The sequence below is a fragment of the Mesorhizobium sp. WSM4904 genome, from assembly GCF_029674545.1.
GTDB lineage: Bacteria > Pseudomonadota > Alphaproteobacteria > Rhizobiales > Rhizobiaceae > Mesorhizobium.
This window is the reverse complement of the sequence record NZ_CP121354.1, coordinates 3,621,638-3,637,191: the sequence shown is the minus strand read 5'-3', so window position 1 is coordinate 3,637,191 and position 15,554 is coordinate 3,621,638. Positions and strand designations below refer to the sequence as shown.

The 15,554-nt window shown below is 64.7% G+C and carries 17 protein-coding genes and 1 riboswitch; of the genes, 7 read left to right on the top strand and 10 right to left on the bottom strand.

Annotated elements, in window-relative coordinates; translation table 11 throughout:
* Positions 1-25: 25 nt before the first annotated feature.
* Positions 26-535 (bottom strand): tyrosine phosphatase family protein, encoded by a 510-nt coding sequence (locus QAZ47_RS17315; RefSeq protein ID WP_278072887.1) that lies wholly within the window; start codon positions 533-535, stop codon positions 26-28.
* Positions 532-1,587, bottom strand: coding sequence for a threonine-phosphate decarboxylase CobD (cobD, locus tag QAZ47_RS17310; RefSeq protein WP_278201952.1), 1,056 nt, complete (start codon positions 1,585-1,587; stop codon positions 532-534). Before cobD ends, QAZ47_RS17315 begins: the two co-directional genes overlap by 4 nt.
* Here cobD and cbiB point away from each other — a divergent pair.
* Positions 1,586-2,575: an adenosylcobinamide-phosphate synthase CbiB gene (gene cbiB, locus QAZ47_RS17305; protein WP_278201950.1), complete on the top strand. Its 990-nt coding sequence runs from the start codon at positions 1,586-1,588 to the stop codon at positions 2,573-2,575. The two genes, cobD and cbiB, sit on opposite strands and share 2 nt — an antisense overlap.
* On the opposite strand, the gene cobO is transcribed toward cbiB, so the two are convergent.
* The 5 genes from cobO to QAZ47_RS17280 form a co-directional block, all read right to left on the bottom strand.
* Positions 2,572-3,216 carry a cob(I)yrinic acid a,c-diamide adenosyltransferase gene (gene cobO / locus QAZ47_RS17300; protein ID WP_278201948.1) on the bottom strand — a complete coding sequence of 215 codons (645 nt, stop codon included), beginning with the start codon at positions 3,214-3,216 and terminating at the stop codon, positions 2,572-2,574. The two genes, cbiB and cobO, sit on opposite strands and share 4 nt — an antisense overlap.
* Position 3,217: 1 nt before the next feature.
* The gene (cobU, locus tag QAZ47_RS17295; RefSeq protein ID WP_278230156.1) at positions 3,218-3,739 is read right to left on the bottom strand and encodes a bifunctional adenosylcobinamide kinase/adenosylcobinamide-phosphate guanylyltransferase; all 522 of its coding nucleotides are present in this window, start codon (positions 3,737-3,739) and stop codon (positions 3,218-3,220) included.
* Positions 3,732-4,529, bottom strand: a complete 798-nt coding sequence (locus tag QAZ47_RS17290) for a CbtA family protein (protein WP_278201945.1) — start codon at positions 4,527-4,529, stop codon at positions 3,732-3,734. Before QAZ47_RS17290 ends, cobU begins: the two co-directional genes overlap by 8 nt.
* A 15-nt stretch (positions 4,530-4,544) precedes the next feature.
* Entirely contained in the window at positions 4,545-4,724 is a 180-nt protein-coding gene (locus QAZ47_RS17285; RefSeq protein ID WP_095780832.1) for a CbtB domain-containing protein, read from the bottom strand.
* A gap of 36 nt (positions 4,725-4,760) precedes the next feature.
* Positions 4,761-4,959: riboswitch (cobalamin riboswitch) on the bottom strand.
* Between the two features lie 128 nt (positions 4,960-5,087).
* Positions 5,088-5,774 (bottom strand): gamma-glutamylcyclotransferase, encoded by a 687-nt coding sequence (locus QAZ47_RS17280; RefSeq protein WP_278201943.1) that lies wholly within the window; start codon positions 5,772-5,774, stop codon positions 5,088-5,090.
* 133 nt (positions 5,775-5,907) lie between these two features.
* On the opposite strand from QAZ47_RS17280, the gene QAZ47_RS17275 reads away from it, so the two are divergent.
* Positions 5,908-7,110 carry an aromatic ring-hydroxylating dioxygenase subunit alpha gene (locus QAZ47_RS17275; RefSeq protein WP_278201942.1) on the top strand — a complete coding sequence of 401 codons (1,203 nt, stop codon included), beginning with the start codon at positions 5,908-5,910 and terminating at the stop codon, positions 7,108-7,110.
* On the opposite strand, the gene QAZ47_RS17270 is transcribed toward QAZ47_RS17275, so the two are convergent.
* Positions 7,079-8,278 (bottom strand): MFS transporter, encoded by a 1,200-nt coding sequence (locus QAZ47_RS17270; protein ID WP_278201940.1) that lies wholly within the window; start codon positions 8,276-8,278, stop codon positions 7,079-7,081. The genes QAZ47_RS17275 and QAZ47_RS17270 overlap by 32 nt on opposite strands.
* A 215-nt stretch (positions 8,279-8,493) precedes the next feature.
* On the opposite strand from QAZ47_RS17270, the gene QAZ47_RS17265 reads away from it, so the two are divergent.
* Together QAZ47_RS17265 and QAZ47_RS17260 are read left to right on the top strand one after the other, a co-directional pair.
* Positions 8,494-9,495 carry a DUF1624 domain-containing protein gene (locus tag QAZ47_RS17265; protein WP_278207869.1) on the top strand — a complete coding sequence of 334 codons (1,002 nt, stop codon included), beginning with the start codon at positions 8,494-8,496 and terminating at the stop codon, positions 9,493-9,495.
* Positions 9,492-9,968 carry an isoprenylcysteine carboxylmethyltransferase family protein gene (locus QAZ47_RS17260; protein ID WP_278201939.1) on the top strand — a complete coding sequence of 159 codons (477 nt, stop codon included), beginning with the start codon at positions 9,492-9,494 and terminating at the stop codon, positions 9,966-9,968. Before QAZ47_RS17265 ends, QAZ47_RS17260 begins: the two co-directional genes overlap by 4 nt.
* Positions 9,969-10,292: 324 nt before the next feature.
* Here QAZ47_RS17260 and QAZ47_RS17255 read toward each other — a convergent pair whose 3' ends face one another.
* Together QAZ47_RS17255 and mgtE are read right to left on the bottom strand one after the other, a co-directional pair.
* Positions 10,293-10,679: a MerR family DNA-binding transcriptional regulator gene (locus tag QAZ47_RS17255; RefSeq protein ID WP_126088626.1), complete on the bottom strand. Its 387-nt coding sequence runs from the start codon at positions 10,677-10,679 to the stop codon at positions 10,293-10,295.
* A 152-nt stretch (positions 10,680-10,831) separates the two neighbouring features.
* Positions 10,832-12,250, bottom strand: a complete 1,419-nt coding sequence (mgtE, locus tag QAZ47_RS17250; protein WP_278201938.1) for a magnesium transporter — start codon at positions 12,248-12,250, stop codon at positions 10,832-10,834.
* Positions 12,251-12,645: 395 nt separating this feature from the next.
* Here mgtE and QAZ47_RS17245 point away from each other — a divergent pair, with 395 nt between their 5' ends.
* From QAZ47_RS17245 to QAZ47_RS17235, 3 genes are all read left to right on the top strand, one after another.
* Positions 12,646-13,269: a response regulator transcription factor gene (locus QAZ47_RS17245; RefSeq protein ID WP_278201937.1), complete on the top strand. Its 624-nt coding sequence runs from the start codon at positions 12,646-12,648 to the stop codon at positions 13,267-13,269.
* Between the two features lie 120 nt (positions 13,270-13,389).
* Positions 13,390-14,580, top strand: a complete 1,191-nt coding sequence (locus tag QAZ47_RS17240) for an aminotransferase class V-fold PLP-dependent enzyme (RefSeq protein WP_278230155.1) — start codon at positions 13,390-13,392, stop codon at positions 14,578-14,580.
* Between the two features lie 10 nt (positions 14,581-14,590).
* Positions 14,591-15,553 (top strand): CoA ester lyase, encoded by a 963-nt coding sequence (locus QAZ47_RS17235; RefSeq protein WP_278230154.1) that lies wholly within the window; start codon positions 14,591-14,593, stop codon positions 15,551-15,553.
* The last annotated feature ends 1 nt before the right edge of the window (position 15,554 follow it).

Genomic DNA, 15,554 nt, shown 5'->3' with positions numbered 1-15,554 from the left:
CGACTCCGTTTCAACGCGACGCGCTTTAAGCCTGGATATCCAGCTCGAACGGCGTCCCTTCAAACGCGTCGGCGCCGCGCCCGATTGCTTCGATCGCCGCAATCATCCGGCCGTCACGTCCGAGCAAGGTATCGGCGACGGCAATCAGCCGGGGATTGGGCGTCGCTGACGGCGAGAGAAAGCGTAGCGTCTTCGCCAGTTCCGCCTCGTCGCGCTTGGGCGCCAGCGCTGCCGCGATGATATAGGCCGATGCCGTCGAGCGGCTGATGCCGGCATAGCAGTGCACGACCATGGGCTTTACCCGATCCCAGCGATAGGCGAAGTCGAGCAGCGCGCGCACATGCTCCTCGCCCGGCATGGTCATGCCTTCCTGCGCGACTGCGATATCGTGCATGACCAGATGCAGATGATTCTCCGCCAGGATGGAGGCCGGACGTGTCACTTCGGTGCCCGCCGCGAGCAGCGACAGCAGCCGCTCGGCGCCAGTCCTCGCCACCGTCTCTTCCAGCTTCGACAGCGAGCAGACGTGAATCATGGCGCGGTCTCCTTCGCCGCATCGTCGCGCCGCGCGGCCCAGTCGGCAAGCGCGCTTTCGAGGCGCTGCCATTCCTCCTCGCTGCCCGGCAGACCGATGCGCAAAACATGGGGCCGCGCGGCGAAATGGCGAACCAGCACACCACGCCGCCCAAGTGCCGCAAACAGGTTTGGAGCGTCAGGGAAAGACAAATAGCGGAACAGACTGGTGCCGCCGGCGACCGGAACCTCGAATCGGCCGAGCAACGCGTCGAGACGCTCGGCATCGCCTGCAAGGCGTCGTCGCATGTCGCCCTGCCACTTGGTGTCCGCCAACGCGCGGATACCGTATTCGAGCGCCGGGCCGGCAACGGCCCAAGGCCCGAGTTGTACGTCGAGCCGCTCGACCGTCAGCGTATCGGCAAGCGCGAAGCCGAGCCTGACGCCCGCAAGGCCGAAGAACTTGCCGAAGGAGCGCAGCACCACGATGCCGCCCTCCCCGACATCGCCGGCCAGGCTGTGCTCTATTGGGCCGACATCCATGAACGCTTCGTCGACGACCAGCAGGCCGCCCCTCGCGCGAAGCCGCACGGCGAGATCGAGCAATCGGTCCCGTTCGATCACCCGTCCATCCGGATTGTTCGGATTGACCAGCACCGCAAGGTCGGCGTCCGCCAACGCTGTGAATTCGTTCACCTCCGCGACCGCATGGCCCGCGATCGCGGCAGCCCTGGCGTGTTCGGCATAGGTCGGACCGAGCACCCGCGCCTTGCCGGGCCTCACCAGTGAAGCGACGCGCGGCAGGAGGATTTGCGTGCCAGGCCCAGCCGCGACATGCGCAGCCGACGGCGCGCCATAGGCCTTGGCCGCAATTTCGGCCAATTCACGCAGCCGTTCGGATTCCGGCAATCGTGACAGGGCGGTGGCGGGCAATTCAAAAAGCGGATAGGAGTGCGGATTGATACCTGTCGAGAGGTCGACGAAAGGCCGTGGCGCGTGGGGGAAGAGCGCGCTCGCCCGGCCGAGGGATCCGCCGTGATCCACTGCAGCAACCGCTCCGTCAAGAAGCTTCATGTCGATCCTGATCGCTTTCCTGTCACTCGCCGTTGAACGTGCCCTTGGCTATCCCGACTGGCTGTTTAACGCCATCGGCCATCCGGTAACCTGGATCGGCAGGCTGATATCCTTTCTCGATCGCAGGCTCAACCGCGCGACCGATTCCGACGAATTGCGTCGTCGCCGCGGCGTCCAGGCGCTGCTCGTCATCCTGCTGGTGCCGGCGGCCATCGGCCTGGCGCTGCATGTCCTGCTTTGGCTGATCTTCCCGTCCGGCGTTGTCATTGCAGCCATCATCGGCTCATCGCTGCTGTCACAGAAAAGCCTGGCGGAGCATGTCGAGGATGTCGCCGATGCGCTGGAGACCGGCGGCCTGACGCTTGGCCGTATCGCCGTTTCGCGCATCGTCGGCCGTGATCCCGAAAAGCTCGACAAGGCGGGCGTCGCCCGCGCCGCGATCGAAAGCCTGGCCGAGAATTTTTCCGACGGCATCGTCGCGCCTGCCTTCTGGACCGGTATCGGCGGGCTGGCCGGGGGCGCTGCCTACAAGGCCGCCAACACCGCCGATTCGATGATCGGCCACCGCACGCCGAAATATGAGGCATTCGGCCGCGCCGCGGCGCTCTTCGACGACAGGATCAACCTGCCGGCATCGCGGCTCACCGGCCTGTTGATCGTGCTCGCGGCCTTCCTGGTCAAAGGCGCCGATCCCCGCGAGGCTTGGCTGGTCATGCGCCGCGACGCGAAAAAGCATCGCTCGCCCAACGCTGGCTGGCCGGAAGCCGCCATGGCCGGCGCGCTGGGGCTGTCCCTGGCAGGGCCGCGCAGCTATGGCGGCGAGATCGTCGAGGACGCCTTCATGGGCGAAGGCGGCCGGCGCGAGGCGGAAAGCACCGACATAAGACAGGCGCTGAAGCTCTACCGCGTCGCCGACGGGCTGCTGATCGGCTTGTTCGCGATTCTGTCGGCGATCGTGATCTACCTGACCATTTTGATCGGCGGCTAAAACTCAATTCCCTGCTGCGCCTTCACGCCGGCCGAGAAGTGGTGCTTGGTAAGACCCATTTCGGTGACGAGATCGGCCGCCTCCACAAGCAGCGGTTTGGCATTCCGGCCGGTGACGATGACGTGCAGGCCCTCGCGGCGCGCCTTCAGCGCCGCGACCACCTTCTCGAGATCAAGATAATCGTAGCGCAGGGCGATGTTGAGCTCGTCGAGCACCACGAGGCTGATCGATGGGTCGGCCATCAACTCGAGCGCCTTCGCCCAGGCGGCTTCGGCGGCGGCGATGTCGCGCTTCAGGTCCTGGGTTTCCCAGGTGAAGCCTTCGCCCATCGCGTGCCAGACGACGCGGTCGCCGAAAGCGGCGAAGGCATCCTTTTCGCCCGTATGCCACTTGCCCTTGATGAACTGGACGACGCCGACGCGCTTGCCGTAGCCCAGCATCCTCAGCGCCAGCCCGAAGGCAGCCGTGGTCTTGCCCTTGCCCGGCCCCGTGTTGACGATCAGCAGTCCCTTCTCGATCGTCTTGCCGGCCACCTCGGCATCCTGCACCGCCTTGCGCTTGGCCATCTTGGCGCGATGGCGTTCGGCGTCCCCCTCGTTGATGGTCTTGTCGTCGATGGTCTTGTCGTCGATTTCGGCCATGTTATTTCACCTTGAGCGGCAGCCCCGCCACCATCATCAACACGCTATCGGCGACCGCCGCGACCTGCTGGTTGAGCCGGCCGGCGGCGTCGCGGAACCGGCGCGCCAGCGCGTTGTCCGGCACGATGCCGAGCCCGACTTCGTTCGACACCACGAACCAGGGTCCGCGCGGCCGCGACAGCGCATCGGTCAGCCGCCGGCACTCGGCCTCGATGTCATGGTCGGCCAGCATATGATTGGTCAGCCACAATGTCAGGCAGTCGACGAGCACCGGCTGGTGATCGGGCAAGGCCTCGATCGCGTCGGTGAGATCGAGCGGCGCATCGACGGTGACCCAGCCTTCGCCGCGGCGCGCGCGATGCAGCGCGATGCGCTCGCGCATCTCGTCGTCATAGGCTTGTGCGGTTGCAATGTAGGTCCAGGGCGATGGGTTCGCCGTCGCCAAGGTTTCGGCATGCGCGCTCTTTCCCGAGCGCGCCCCGCCGACGATGAAGGTCAGACGACCCTTGGCGCGATCAGGCAAAGCTGCCGCGCAGGCTGGTCGCCGTGCCGGTGAAGCGGCCGCGCACCACGCCGACAACTGCGCCCAGCACCAGCCAGAAAACCAGATCGGTGAGCGTCACCGCAACGACGAACTGGTGATGTAGACCTTCCGGAATTGCCGTTTCGAAACTTTCCGGCTGCGGCGCACCGACAATGTGCGGCGCCACGATCAGCGCAACACCGAGGATCGCAAGCGGCAACGACTTTCGGAAAGCGATCAAACCGAGCCCGGCGGCCGTCGCGGCCACTGTCGAAATCCACCAGATCTGGCGCGGCAAAAGGTCGGCCGCGGGCATCGCCGGCAGTTCGGGCGGCAGGCCGAGGCCAGGCGCCAGGGTGAAAACCGCGAAACCGGCAAGGCCCCAGAACACGCCCTGGCGCCAGTTGCCGATGCCGCCGGCGAATTCGGAGATCGCGACCAGGATCAGCGCGAAGCCGATGCCGGTGACGATGTTGGCGACCACGTTGAAGGCGAAGCGCTCGAAGCCGTCGGCCGGCGCCCAGCCCTCGTCCTCGGCCGGAGCAGCCGCTTCCGCCGGCACCGGAGTCACGCTGCTCATCGCGTTGTCCGCCGGAGCGGCCGAACTCATTGCGTTGTTGCTTGTGCTGGCGGCGGCGTGATCGTGGTGATGACCGCTGCCGGCCTTTTCATAGACTTCCGCCTTCAGGATCAGCGGCACGGTCGCATAGGCCTGCATGCAGGCGAGCGCTATGCCCGCCACTAGCCCCGCGATCGCCGCGATGAACACGACGTTGCGAAACAGATTCATGATGTCAGGCCTTGCTCAGTGGCAGGGAAAAGCCATCGAATGGCGATAGTCGTGGGCGGCGTTGTGGACCGCATCGATATGCGAGAAGCCGACGAAACCGACGACGAAAATGCCGAGCAGCGCGGCCAAGGCCAGCTGCATGATGCGCGACTGCGAGGAGACGGAGGCGCCGAGGGAGACGGAAGCGGTATTCATGTCTTGTCCTTTCGCCCTCCACCCGAGGGCATCGAAGTCAACTTTCCCGTCGCCGGCAGGTCTCCTGGCTCGCGGATCCGCGCCCTTCCCCACCTTCCCGAGGAAAATCCTCAGTGGTTTATGGAGAGGACTACCGCACACAGTTGCGGGGGCAGCCACGGCTTTGGGCGGAAACTCCACCCTCACCGCATTCCCTCTTGGCTCCAAAAACGGAACCGACGACGCGATCGACTATAGGCAGAATCGTCGCGCCCGGCAAACCAAAATCCGTCACGCCGCAGCGTGATTGCGGCACGGGTTTGGGTTTCTGATCCCACGCATGTCTTTGTCCCGAAACCGGTTCCCTGTTTCGTGAGACATGCTCTAAGAAGCGGCGATCCGCTCGGCAACCAGCTGCTGCAATCGCCACAAATGGCGGTCGTGAATGCCGCGCTGCTCGAGGTTCTTCACCGTATTGTAGAGATAGTCCGCGCCCGAGCCCCAATGGCCGCAGGATGTCGCCAGCCGCTCGACCACCACCTTCTCCTCGATCGGACCGGCATAGGTCGTGCCTTTGCGGTTGATGACAAAGGCCAGCGCCTGGAAGCGTCCGGCGTTGCCCGTCAGGTTGAGGAGCCGAGGATGATAGCTTGTCGGCTTCAGCGTCATCTCGCGCCGGAAAAGCTTGTCCAATGCCTGCCGGCGGTCGTTGCCGTTCAGTCGGAAAGCGACACCTTTGCACTGCCCGCCGCGATCCAGGGCCATCATCAGACCCGGCTGCTCCTTGGTACCGCGCCAGCGCGTCATGTTCATGCAGAAGGAACGGTGCCAGCCGCGCGCCACGGCAACCCGCTCCTCGACATGATCGATCTCGGGCTTCCAGATCAGCGAGCCATAGCCGAACAGCCAGAGTGGCTCGTCAGCGGGGAGTTCAGCCTCCAGGGCGTCCAGCATCGTCTCATAGTCGGCGTTATCAAGGTGCGCGGCATGCGGATCGGGGCCGCTGTCTTCGACGACTCGAAAACAGCGAGCGACCAGCTCCTCGGTGAGCGACATCGTTCTTGTAGGCATATTTGCGATCCCGACCAGCCGGCAAGCGCCAGCGTCGGAAACGACTTTAAGGGCGGTGCCGGGACGCCACAATGCCCGGCAATTGACAACGGCCCGGCCCGGGTGTCGGCTGTCGGCAGCGAAGGAGAAGCCGATGCAGCCGAATCCGAGCGGACGCGATCGCTACTATGGTCTTACCAGCCTCGAGCCGACATTGCCCGCCACGGCGTATCGGGAACCCGATGCCTACCAGCGCGATCTCGAAGCGATCTGGTACCGGAGCTGGCTGATGGTCTGCCGCGAGGCCGATCTCGCGGAACCTCTCGCCTTTCGAACGTCCCGCATCGGCTCGCAGGAAGTCGTCGTGCTGCGCGACGAAACCGGAAGCCTGCGAGCCTTCCACAACACCTGCCGGCATCGCGGCTCGCAGCTTTGCCAGGAAAGCGCTGGGCGGCTGAAGGCCAGGCTTCTCACCTGCCCCTACCACGCCTGGTCCTACTCGCTGCGCGGCGACCTGGTGCGGGTGCCGTCGAAATCGCTGCCCGAAGGCTTCGACAAGGCCGATTTCCCGCTCTACCGGGTGGCGCTGTCGGTCTGGCGCGGCTTCGTCTTCGTCAACCTTGCCGAGGATGCCGGCGGCTCGTCGGAAGCCTCCTTCGATCCTGCTTCCGGCGACCTTGCGAACTGGCCGCTGGAGACGCTCGTCACCGGCCACCGGCTCAGCAAGGTGATGAACTGCAACTGGAAGATTTTCTGGGAGAACTTCAACGAGTGCCTGCACTGCCCGGGCGTGCACAAGGACCTGTCGCGGCTGGTGCCGATCTACGGCCGCGGCCTGATGGCGAGGCACGACGATCCGGAATGGGCGCGCCACGCCGACAACGACGCGCCGGAGTTTTCCGGCGGTCTGCGCGCCGGCGCCGAAACCTGGTCGCAAGACGGGCGTGTCCATGGACCGGTCTTTGCCGGCCTGACGCCGGCCGAGCGCGTCGCCGGCCAGACCTACGCCACATCGCTGCCCTCGATGTTCATCGTTGGCCATGTCGACTACGTCCGCACGGTGCGGCTCGCGCCGCTCGGACCCGAGCAGACCGAGCTCACCGCCGAATGGCTTTTCGCGCCGGAAGCGCTCGCACAAACCGATATCGACAACATCGTCGCCTTCGGCACCCAGGTGCTGGAGGAGGACGCCGCGATCTGCGAGGTCAACCAGAAGGGCCTGCGCTCTATCCGTCACGAAGCCGGCGTGCTGATGCCCGAAGAATATGATTTGCGCCGCTTCCACGAGTGGGTGCGCGGGCGCCACGCGGCATTTCAGTCCCCAGTCAAAACGACTTCGGCAGATAGCGCCAGGTGAAGAAGCCGCAAAAGGCGGCTAACAGGCCGAGCGTGACGAACACCGAGCCGAGACCGAAGAAAGAGAGCACCACCGAATAGACCAGCGGCGGCGTCAGCTCGGAAAAATCGAGATAGGTGCGGTAGACCGCCGCCATCTGCGCCCTTTCGTAAGAGCGCACCGAGCGCATGAAGGCGGTCGAGCCCAGCGCGTCGAGCGCGATCGTGAACAAGGCGCCGCAAAGCAGGAAGGCGGCGGTGAGCAGTGGCGCGGCGTCGCCGACGCCGCCGGCCGCGAAAAGCATCGTCGCCATGGCGAAATAGGCGAAGGTCATGGTGCGGCGGCCGCCAAAACGCTTTCCCGCCTTGCCCCAGAAGATCGCCATGAACAGCAGCGCGTTGCCCGCCGACACCAGCAGCCCGCCGGCAAGCTTGCCCTCGCCGGTGATCACCATGAACAGCGGACCATAGACGAAGAAGGTCGTCCAGAAGCAGGAGCGGCCGAAGGCGATCAGCCAGGCAAGCCTGAGCCGCGGCTGCGCGACGAAGCGGCCAATATTGGCGAGCGGATTGGCCGGCCGGCTCTTGCCGGGACGGATCGACGGGTTGTCGCCCAGCCGGTAGGCCCAGAACAGCGCGAGCAGTGCCAGCGCGAAAGCCACGACCGCGCCATGCGCGGCATAGATGCCGAAGCGCGTGTAGAGGAAGATGCCGAGCGTCGGTCCGCCCGTCCAGGCAAACATCGACCAGGCCATGCGCAGTGACTCCGCCTGCATGAAGTCGGTCTTGCGGATGTGATCCATGATGTAGAGGTTGAGCGTGATGGACAGCGCGCTCGCGCCCATGACGCGGCAGAGCATGCCGGCGAGTTGTCCCGGCAGCGTGTGGGTGACGAAGAACACCGAGCCGATCGCCAGCATCAGGCAGCCGGCCGTATAGACCCAGCGGCGCGCGAAGCGGCGGATCAGCATCGGCATGAACAGCGTCACCGAGAGCCCGAGCAGCGAGACGATGGTGTAGAGGATCGAGACGATCTGTTCGTTGTGCAGGATCTCGTAGGCCTGGATCGGGATGACGCTGGAGATCGTGGCGCGGGCAAAGGATTCGACCGCATAGAGCGAGGCGAAGGTGCGCGCATCGGCTGGCCTGAGAGCCGGAAGCCAGATCGGATGGCGCACATGGGTGGACATCGGCCCTCCGAAAGTGAATCGCTCGCCAAATCTGGCCGGACTACCGGCTGGCAGGTAGCAGGAAACCGACTCCGAGAGGCCGAAAAGCGAAGCCGGCCAAAGGCTTTCCGCTGCTGGCCTAAAGCGGCGCGCCATTCCCCCAACGGCAGCGGCCCCTCTGCTGTTCGCGCGAACCGTGATAGTCGTTTGGCACGACTGAATCGGATTGCGAGATGATGAGCCTTCAAACGACAAGCGAAGCCGTCCAGGACGCGCCGAAACACAGCCGCATCGCCGCCATCGACATCCTGCGCGGCATCGCGCTGATCGCGATGGCGAGCTACCACTTCACCTGGGATCTCGAGAATTTCGGCTACACCACGCCCGGCCTGACCGCCTTCGGCTGGTGGAAGCTCTATGCGCGCTGCATCGCCTCGACCTTCCTGTTCCTGGTCGGCGTCAGCCTGTTTCTCGCCCATGGAAGGCAGATCCGTTGGCCGAGCTTCTGGAAACGCTTCGCCATGGTTGCCGTGGCGGCGATCGCCATCTCGGCCGTCACCTACATCGCCACGCCGGACGGCTTCATCTTCTTCGGCATCCTGCATGAGATCGCGCTGGCGAGCCTGCTCGGCCTCGCCTTCCTCAGGCTACCGGCGCTGCTGACGGCCGTTGTCGCCGCGGCCGTGATCGCGGCGCCCTACTATCTGCGGTCGGAAGTCTTCGATCATCCGGCGCTGTGGTGGGTCGGGCTGTCGGCGACCAACCCGCGCTCGAACGACTATGTGCCGCTGTTTCCATGGTTCGGCCCGGTGCTTGCCGGCATCGCGGCCGTCAAGCTCGCTTCGGCCTCCGGGCTTCTCGCCCGGCTGGGGAACTGGATCCCCGGCCGCTGGTCGAACCCCTTCACCTTCATCGGCCGACACAGCCTCGCCTTCTACCTCATCCACCAGCCGGTACTGTTCGGCTCGGTCTGGCTGCTTTCGCAGGTCATGCCGGCACCGCCGCAAGACAAGGACGCCGGCTTCCTGAAAGCCTGCCAGACGTCCTGCGAACAGCAGCGGGACACGACGTTCTGTTCCAGCTATTGTGGCTGCATGCTGGACACGCTGAAGGACGAAGGGTCTCTCGACAAGCTTTACAGCAACGACCAGACCAGCATCTGGAAGTCGCATCTTGCCGATCTCGCGAGCACCTGCACCGCGGCGACGGAAAGCACGATGGAGGGAGGACAGCAATGACCGACACCCAGCCGAAGCATGGGATCATCCCCTGGCCGCCCGTGATCTATGTCGTGGCGATCGCGCTCAGCGTCGTGCTCGGCATGCTCTACCCGCTACCCTGGATCGGCGACATCTTCGGCGACATACTGGTCGGCGCCGGCTGGGTGGCGCTCTTCGGCGTCGCAGCACTTTGGGTCACGGCGATCCGCACCATGGTGCGCGCGAAAACGACGCTCAATCCCAATGCCGAGCCCGACCATCTGGTGACGTCCGGCCCCTTCGGCATCACCCGCAATCCGATGTATCTCGCCAACACGCTGCTGTTGATCGGCGTCGCCTTCATCACCGGTATCGCCTGGTTCCTGATCTTCGCCTTCCTCGCCGCCTTCGCGACGCAGAAGATGGCGATCGAGAAGGAGGAAAGGATGCTGACGGCAAAGTTCGGCAAGAAATATCGGGATTACGCCAAGCGGGTCCGGCGCTGGATTTGAGGCTGCGTCCGCAATGAAGGTTGCGGGTGCAGGCAGGTCGCACACCTTAGTGATTAGCAGAAGCGTCTGCGACGTCGTCATCCTAGGGCGAAGCAAGGAGCGAAGCGACGCAGTGCAGACCCTAGGATCCATGCCGTGACGCTAAGGCGTTGCAACGGTTCAGAATTCTGCTCCGCTGTGCTCCATGATCAAGGTAACGGCGTGGATCCCAGGGTCTCCGCGACGCCGCTTCGCGGCTGCTCCACCCTGGGATGACGAAGTTCAAAAGCTTCGGCTAATCTCGGATCCTTGCGATAGTAGCCCTGCAATCGCCGGCTCTAAGCCTCAAGTATTCACACCAAGTTCCGCCAGCCGCTCCACGCAGGACTCCTCGGCCTGGTCGAGCTCGGCGAGCGTTTCCTCGAGATCGCGCCGCTTCTGCCGCAGGTCCTCGCGCTTTTCCTCGATGCGCCTGATCATCAGCTTGAGCTGGCCGACCTCGCCCGGCGGCTCCTTGTACATCTGGATGATCTCTCGGATCTCGGCGATCGAGAAGCCGAGCCGCTTGCCGCGCATGATCTGACGGATGAGATGCCGGTCGGAGGGGCGGAACAGCCGGGTGCGGCCACGCCTGATCGGCTGCACGAGCCCCTCATCCTCGTAGAACCGCAACGTCCGGGTCGACACGTCGAACTCGCGTGTCAGTTCGGTGATCGTGTAATATTCCCGCATTCTCGCTCCCACGCCCAAACGTCCAGGCATCGCCAAGCTGGAGCGTCGCCCTTCCTCCGATCAAACCCCGTCATGTGCTGGAATCGGCACTTGACCCCGAGGCAACGTCGCACGGCATTTACGTAAAAGTCAATTGACGGCGCTCGATTGCTTTAGCGAATGCTGAACCACCAGGTGGCCAGCCCAAGGAAAGCAAAGAAGCCGACACAGTCGGTGACGGTGGTTACGAAGACGGCCGAGGCCACCGCCGGATCGATCTTGAAGCGGTCGAGCAGCAACGGGATCAGGATGCCTGCCAGCGCCGCGGCGAACATGTTGATGATCATCGCTGCGGCGATGATGCCGCCGAGATTGGGGTCATGGAACCAGATCCCGGCGACCATGCCGATCAGCACGGCGAACACGATGCCGTTGATGAAACCCACACCCACCTCGCGCCGGATGATGCGGGCTGCATTGTAGATGTCGAGATCCCGCGTCGCCAGCGCGCGCACGGTCACCGTCATGGTCTGCGACCCGGCATTGCCGCCCATGCCGGCGACGATCGGCATCAGCACCGCCAGCGCCACGATATGCTCGATCGTGCGGTCGAACAGGCCGATCACCGACGCCGCCAGGAACGCCGTCAGCAGATTGACGAGCAGCCACGGCACGCGCGAGCGCGATGTCGCCAGCACGGTATCGGACAGCTCTTCGTCGCCGACGCCGCCCATGCGCAGCAGGTCTTCCTCCGCTTCCTGCTGGATGACGTCGACGACGTCGTCGATGGTGAGCACGCCGACCAGCCGGTCGTTCTCGTCGACCACGGCTGCAGAGAGCAGGTCGTACTGCTCGAATTCCCGCGCCGCCTCTTCCTGGTCCATGGTGGCCGGGATGGCATGCCGGGTCTCGTGCATCACCTCCTCGACCTTTACAGCCCGCTTGGTGCGCAGGATCTGGTCGAGGTCGATGGCGCCGAGCAGCTTGAAGCTCGGGTCGATGACGAAGATCTGGCTGAAGCGCTCCGGAAGGTTCTTGTCCTCACGCATGTAGTCGATGGTCTGGCCGATCGTCCAGAACGGCGGCACGGCGACGAACTCCGTCTGCATGCGCCGGCCGGCCGTCTCTTCCGGATAGTCGAGCGAGCGCCTCAGCCTGATGCGTTCGGTGAAGGGCAGTTGCGAGAGGATCTCTTCCTGGTCCTCCTGGTCGAGATCCTCGAGGATGTAGACGGCGTCGTCGGAATCGAGCTCCTGCACCGCCTGCGCGATCTGCTCGTTGGGCAAATTGTCGACGATGTCGAGGCGGATCGCCTCATCGACCTCGGTCAGCGCGGAAAAGTCGAAATCGGAGCCGAGCAGCTCGACCAAGGCCCGGCGCTGTTCGGGATGCAGCGCCTCCAGCAGATCGCCCAGTTCCGACTGGTGCAGATCGTCGACCTCGCGCTTTAAAGTGAGCGTGTCACGGTCCGCGATCGCCGCGCCGATCTGGGCAAGGAAAGAGGAGCGGACGGCGCCGTCCTCGCCGTAGATGTCGGCGTGGTGCTCGTCGGCGGCCCTGGCGCCGGTCGTCTCTGTGTCCTGGGCTTCCACCAGCGCCTCCGCCAACAGGAATCCGGAAATGGTGCAAAATCAAGGTCTAGAGCATGAGTCCCGAAAGTGGAAACCGCTTTTCGGGGAAATCCGATGCCAATGCGGCAGATAGAGCCGTGAAGCGATTCGTCTTGCGAAATCGTTGCGCTAGCATGCGGAATATTCAGTGAAATATGTCCCGTGACGCCTTCCAAGCGATCTGACGGCAGGACAATTTTCGGCTTCAGCCGGCGCGACAGCGCATGTCGCAGCGGAAAGAGCGCGCCCCTGCGGTTGCGGCAGAATTGTCATGATCCAGGTCCTGAGTGGCCGGCAAGTTGCAAGATCGAAAGGACAAGCGGCAGGCCTTGGACCTCAAGTCCCGGAAAACGAACGAAGCAGTTGGCTCGAGGCGCGTGCGCGTCGTCGTTGCCGAACGCAATCCGCTCGTCGTGTCGGCGCTCCGCGAGATGCTCGAATGCGATGGCCGTTTCGAGCTGGTGAGTTCCGTGCAGAGCGGCATGCAATTCCTCGAGCTGGCGGCGGACACCAGCTTCGACGTCGCCGTCATCGGCTGGAGGCTCGCCGACATGGATGGCGCCGATATCCTGGCGGAAGTCCAGAACCGCAAGCTCGACCTGCGCATCACGGTCTTTTCCAACGATCATGACATCGGCATCCTGAAGCAGTGCGTGCGCCTCGGTGCCCAGGGCTATTGCTTCCAGTTCGACGATCCGCCGATCATCTTCGAGACGATCCTGGCGGTCGCGCATGGGCGCATCTGCATCCCCTATATCGACATCAACAAGGTCAACGACACGCCGCTGTCGCAGCTCACCGTGCGTGAGCGCGAGCTGCTCGCGGTGCTTTCCGATGGCTGGACCAATCTCCAGATCGCGACCCGGACGGGGATCTCGGAAAACACGGTGAAGTACCACCTCAAGAATCTCTACGACAAGCTCGATGTGCGCAACCGCGCCATGGCGGTCGCGCTCTATGCGAACGAGAAGCGCCGCACCTCCAAGTCGCCTTTCGGGTAGGGAGCCCGGGTAGGTCCGCCCTACCCGCGCGCGGCGACAACTTACCCGGCAAGGTGTTGTTGCGACACGCCGCCCCAACGACACTCCCCGAACAATCCCAACGATCGGAGGAGTTCGCGCATGGCTGGGTTCACCCATCTTTTCATCCCAGGACCCACCAATATTCCCGAAGAGGTCCGGCAGGCCATGAACCTGCCGATGGAGGACATGCGCGCCGCCTCCTTCCCCAATCTCACGCTGCCGCTGTTCGAGGACATCAAGCGAGTTTTCAAGAACGAGACCGGCCGCGTCTTCATCTATCCATCGTCAGGCACCGGCGCCTGGGAGGCGGCGATGACCAACGTGCTCAACCCCGGCGACCGGGTGCTGATGTCGCGCTTCGGCCAGTTCTCGCATCTGTGGGTCGACATGGCCGAGCGCCTCGGCTTCGACGTCGACGTCATCGACTGCGAATGGGGAACGGGCGTCCCGCTCGACCTCTATGCCGAGAGACTGCGGGCGGACAAGGCGCACCGCATCAAGGCGGTGTTCTGCACGCAGAACGAAACCGCGACCGGCGTCACCAGCGACGTCGCCGGCTGCCGCGCCGCGCTCGACGCCGTGAACCACCCTGCGCTTCTCTTCGTCGACGGCGTGTCCTCGATCGGCTCGATCGACTTCCGCCAGGAGGAATGGCGTGTCGACTGCGCGGTGAGCGGTTCGCAGAAAGGCTTCATGCTGCCGGCCGGCCTCGGCTTCCTGTCGGTCAGCAACAAGGCGCTGGCCGCGTCGCGGGTTGCGACCCACCAGCGCTGCTACTTCTCCTTCGAGGACATGATCCGCGCCAATGACGCCGGCTACTTCCCCTACACGCCCGCCACGCAGTTGCTGCGCGGCCTGCGCGCCTCGCTCGACCTCATCGCCGAGGAAGGGCTGGACAACATCTTCGCCCGCCACCATCGCCTGGCCGAGGGCGTGCGCAAGGCGGTCGACGCCTGGGGGCTGAAGCTCTGCGCCAAGGCGCCGCAATGGCACTCCGACACGGTGAGCGCGATCCTGGTGCCGGAAGGCATCGACAGCGGCGACGTCGTCAAGCGCGCCTACCGCACCTACCAGACATCGCTCGGCGGTGGCCTCAACAAGGTGTTCGGCAAGGTCTTCCGCATCGGCCATCTCGGCTGGCTGAACGAGGTGATGGTCTGCGCCTCGCTGTCGGCGGCCGAAATGGCGCTGCTCGATTGCGGCGTGCGCCTGGCGCCGGGCTCCGGCGTGGCGGCCGCGATCGACCACTTCCGGCGCACCGCCGCAATGCCGGTCGCCGAGGCGGCGTGAGGAGCGGACGATGAGCCACACCATCAACCACCTCAAGAAGCTCAGGCTCCAGCGCAGCGAGCTGGCGGTTCCAGGCTCCAGCCCGGAAATGATCGACAAGGCGGCGAGCAGCGCCGCCGACTTCGTCTTCCTCGACATCGAGGACGCCGTCGCGCCGCCGGACAAGGAGCGCGCCCGCAAGAACATCATCCAGGCGCTGAACGACATCGACTGGCGCGCCAAGGGCAAGACCGTCTCGGTGCGCATCAACGGCCTCGACACCCATTACATGTACCGCGACGTGGTCGATGTCATGGAACAGGCCGGCGACCGTCTGGACACCATCCTGGTGCCGAAGGTAGGCGTTCCGGCCGACCTCTATATGGTCGAGGCCATGGTCAACCAGATCGAGATGGCCAAGGGTTATAAGACCCGCGTCGGCCTCGAAGCCTTGATCGAGACGGCGCTCGGCATGGCCAATGTCGAGGCGATCGCCGCCACGCCCGGCCGCCTGGAGGCGATGCATTTCGGCGTCGCCGACTATGCCGCCAGCAACAAGGCGCGCACCGTCAACATCGGCGGCTTGAACCCCGACTACCCCGGCGACCAGTGGCATTTCGCGCTGTCGCGGATGACGGTCGCCTGCCGGGCCTATGGCTTGCGCGCCATCGACGGGCCGTTCGGCGATTTCTCCGATCCCGAAGGCTACACGGCCGCCGCCAGGCGTGCCGCGGCACTCGGCATCGAAGGCAAATGGGCGATCCATCCCTCGCAGATCGCTTTGGCCAACGATGTGTTCTCGCCGCCGGAAAAGGAGGTGACGCGCGCCCGGCGCATCCTCGAGGTGCTGAAGGAGGCGGAGGCGCTCGGCAAGGGTGCCGCCGCGCTCGACGGCAAGATGATCGACGCCGCGTCCGAGCGCATGGCGCGCAACGTGCTGGTGGTGAGCGAGGCGATCGAGCGCGCCGGCCAGGCGCATGGCGCGGCGCATTAAA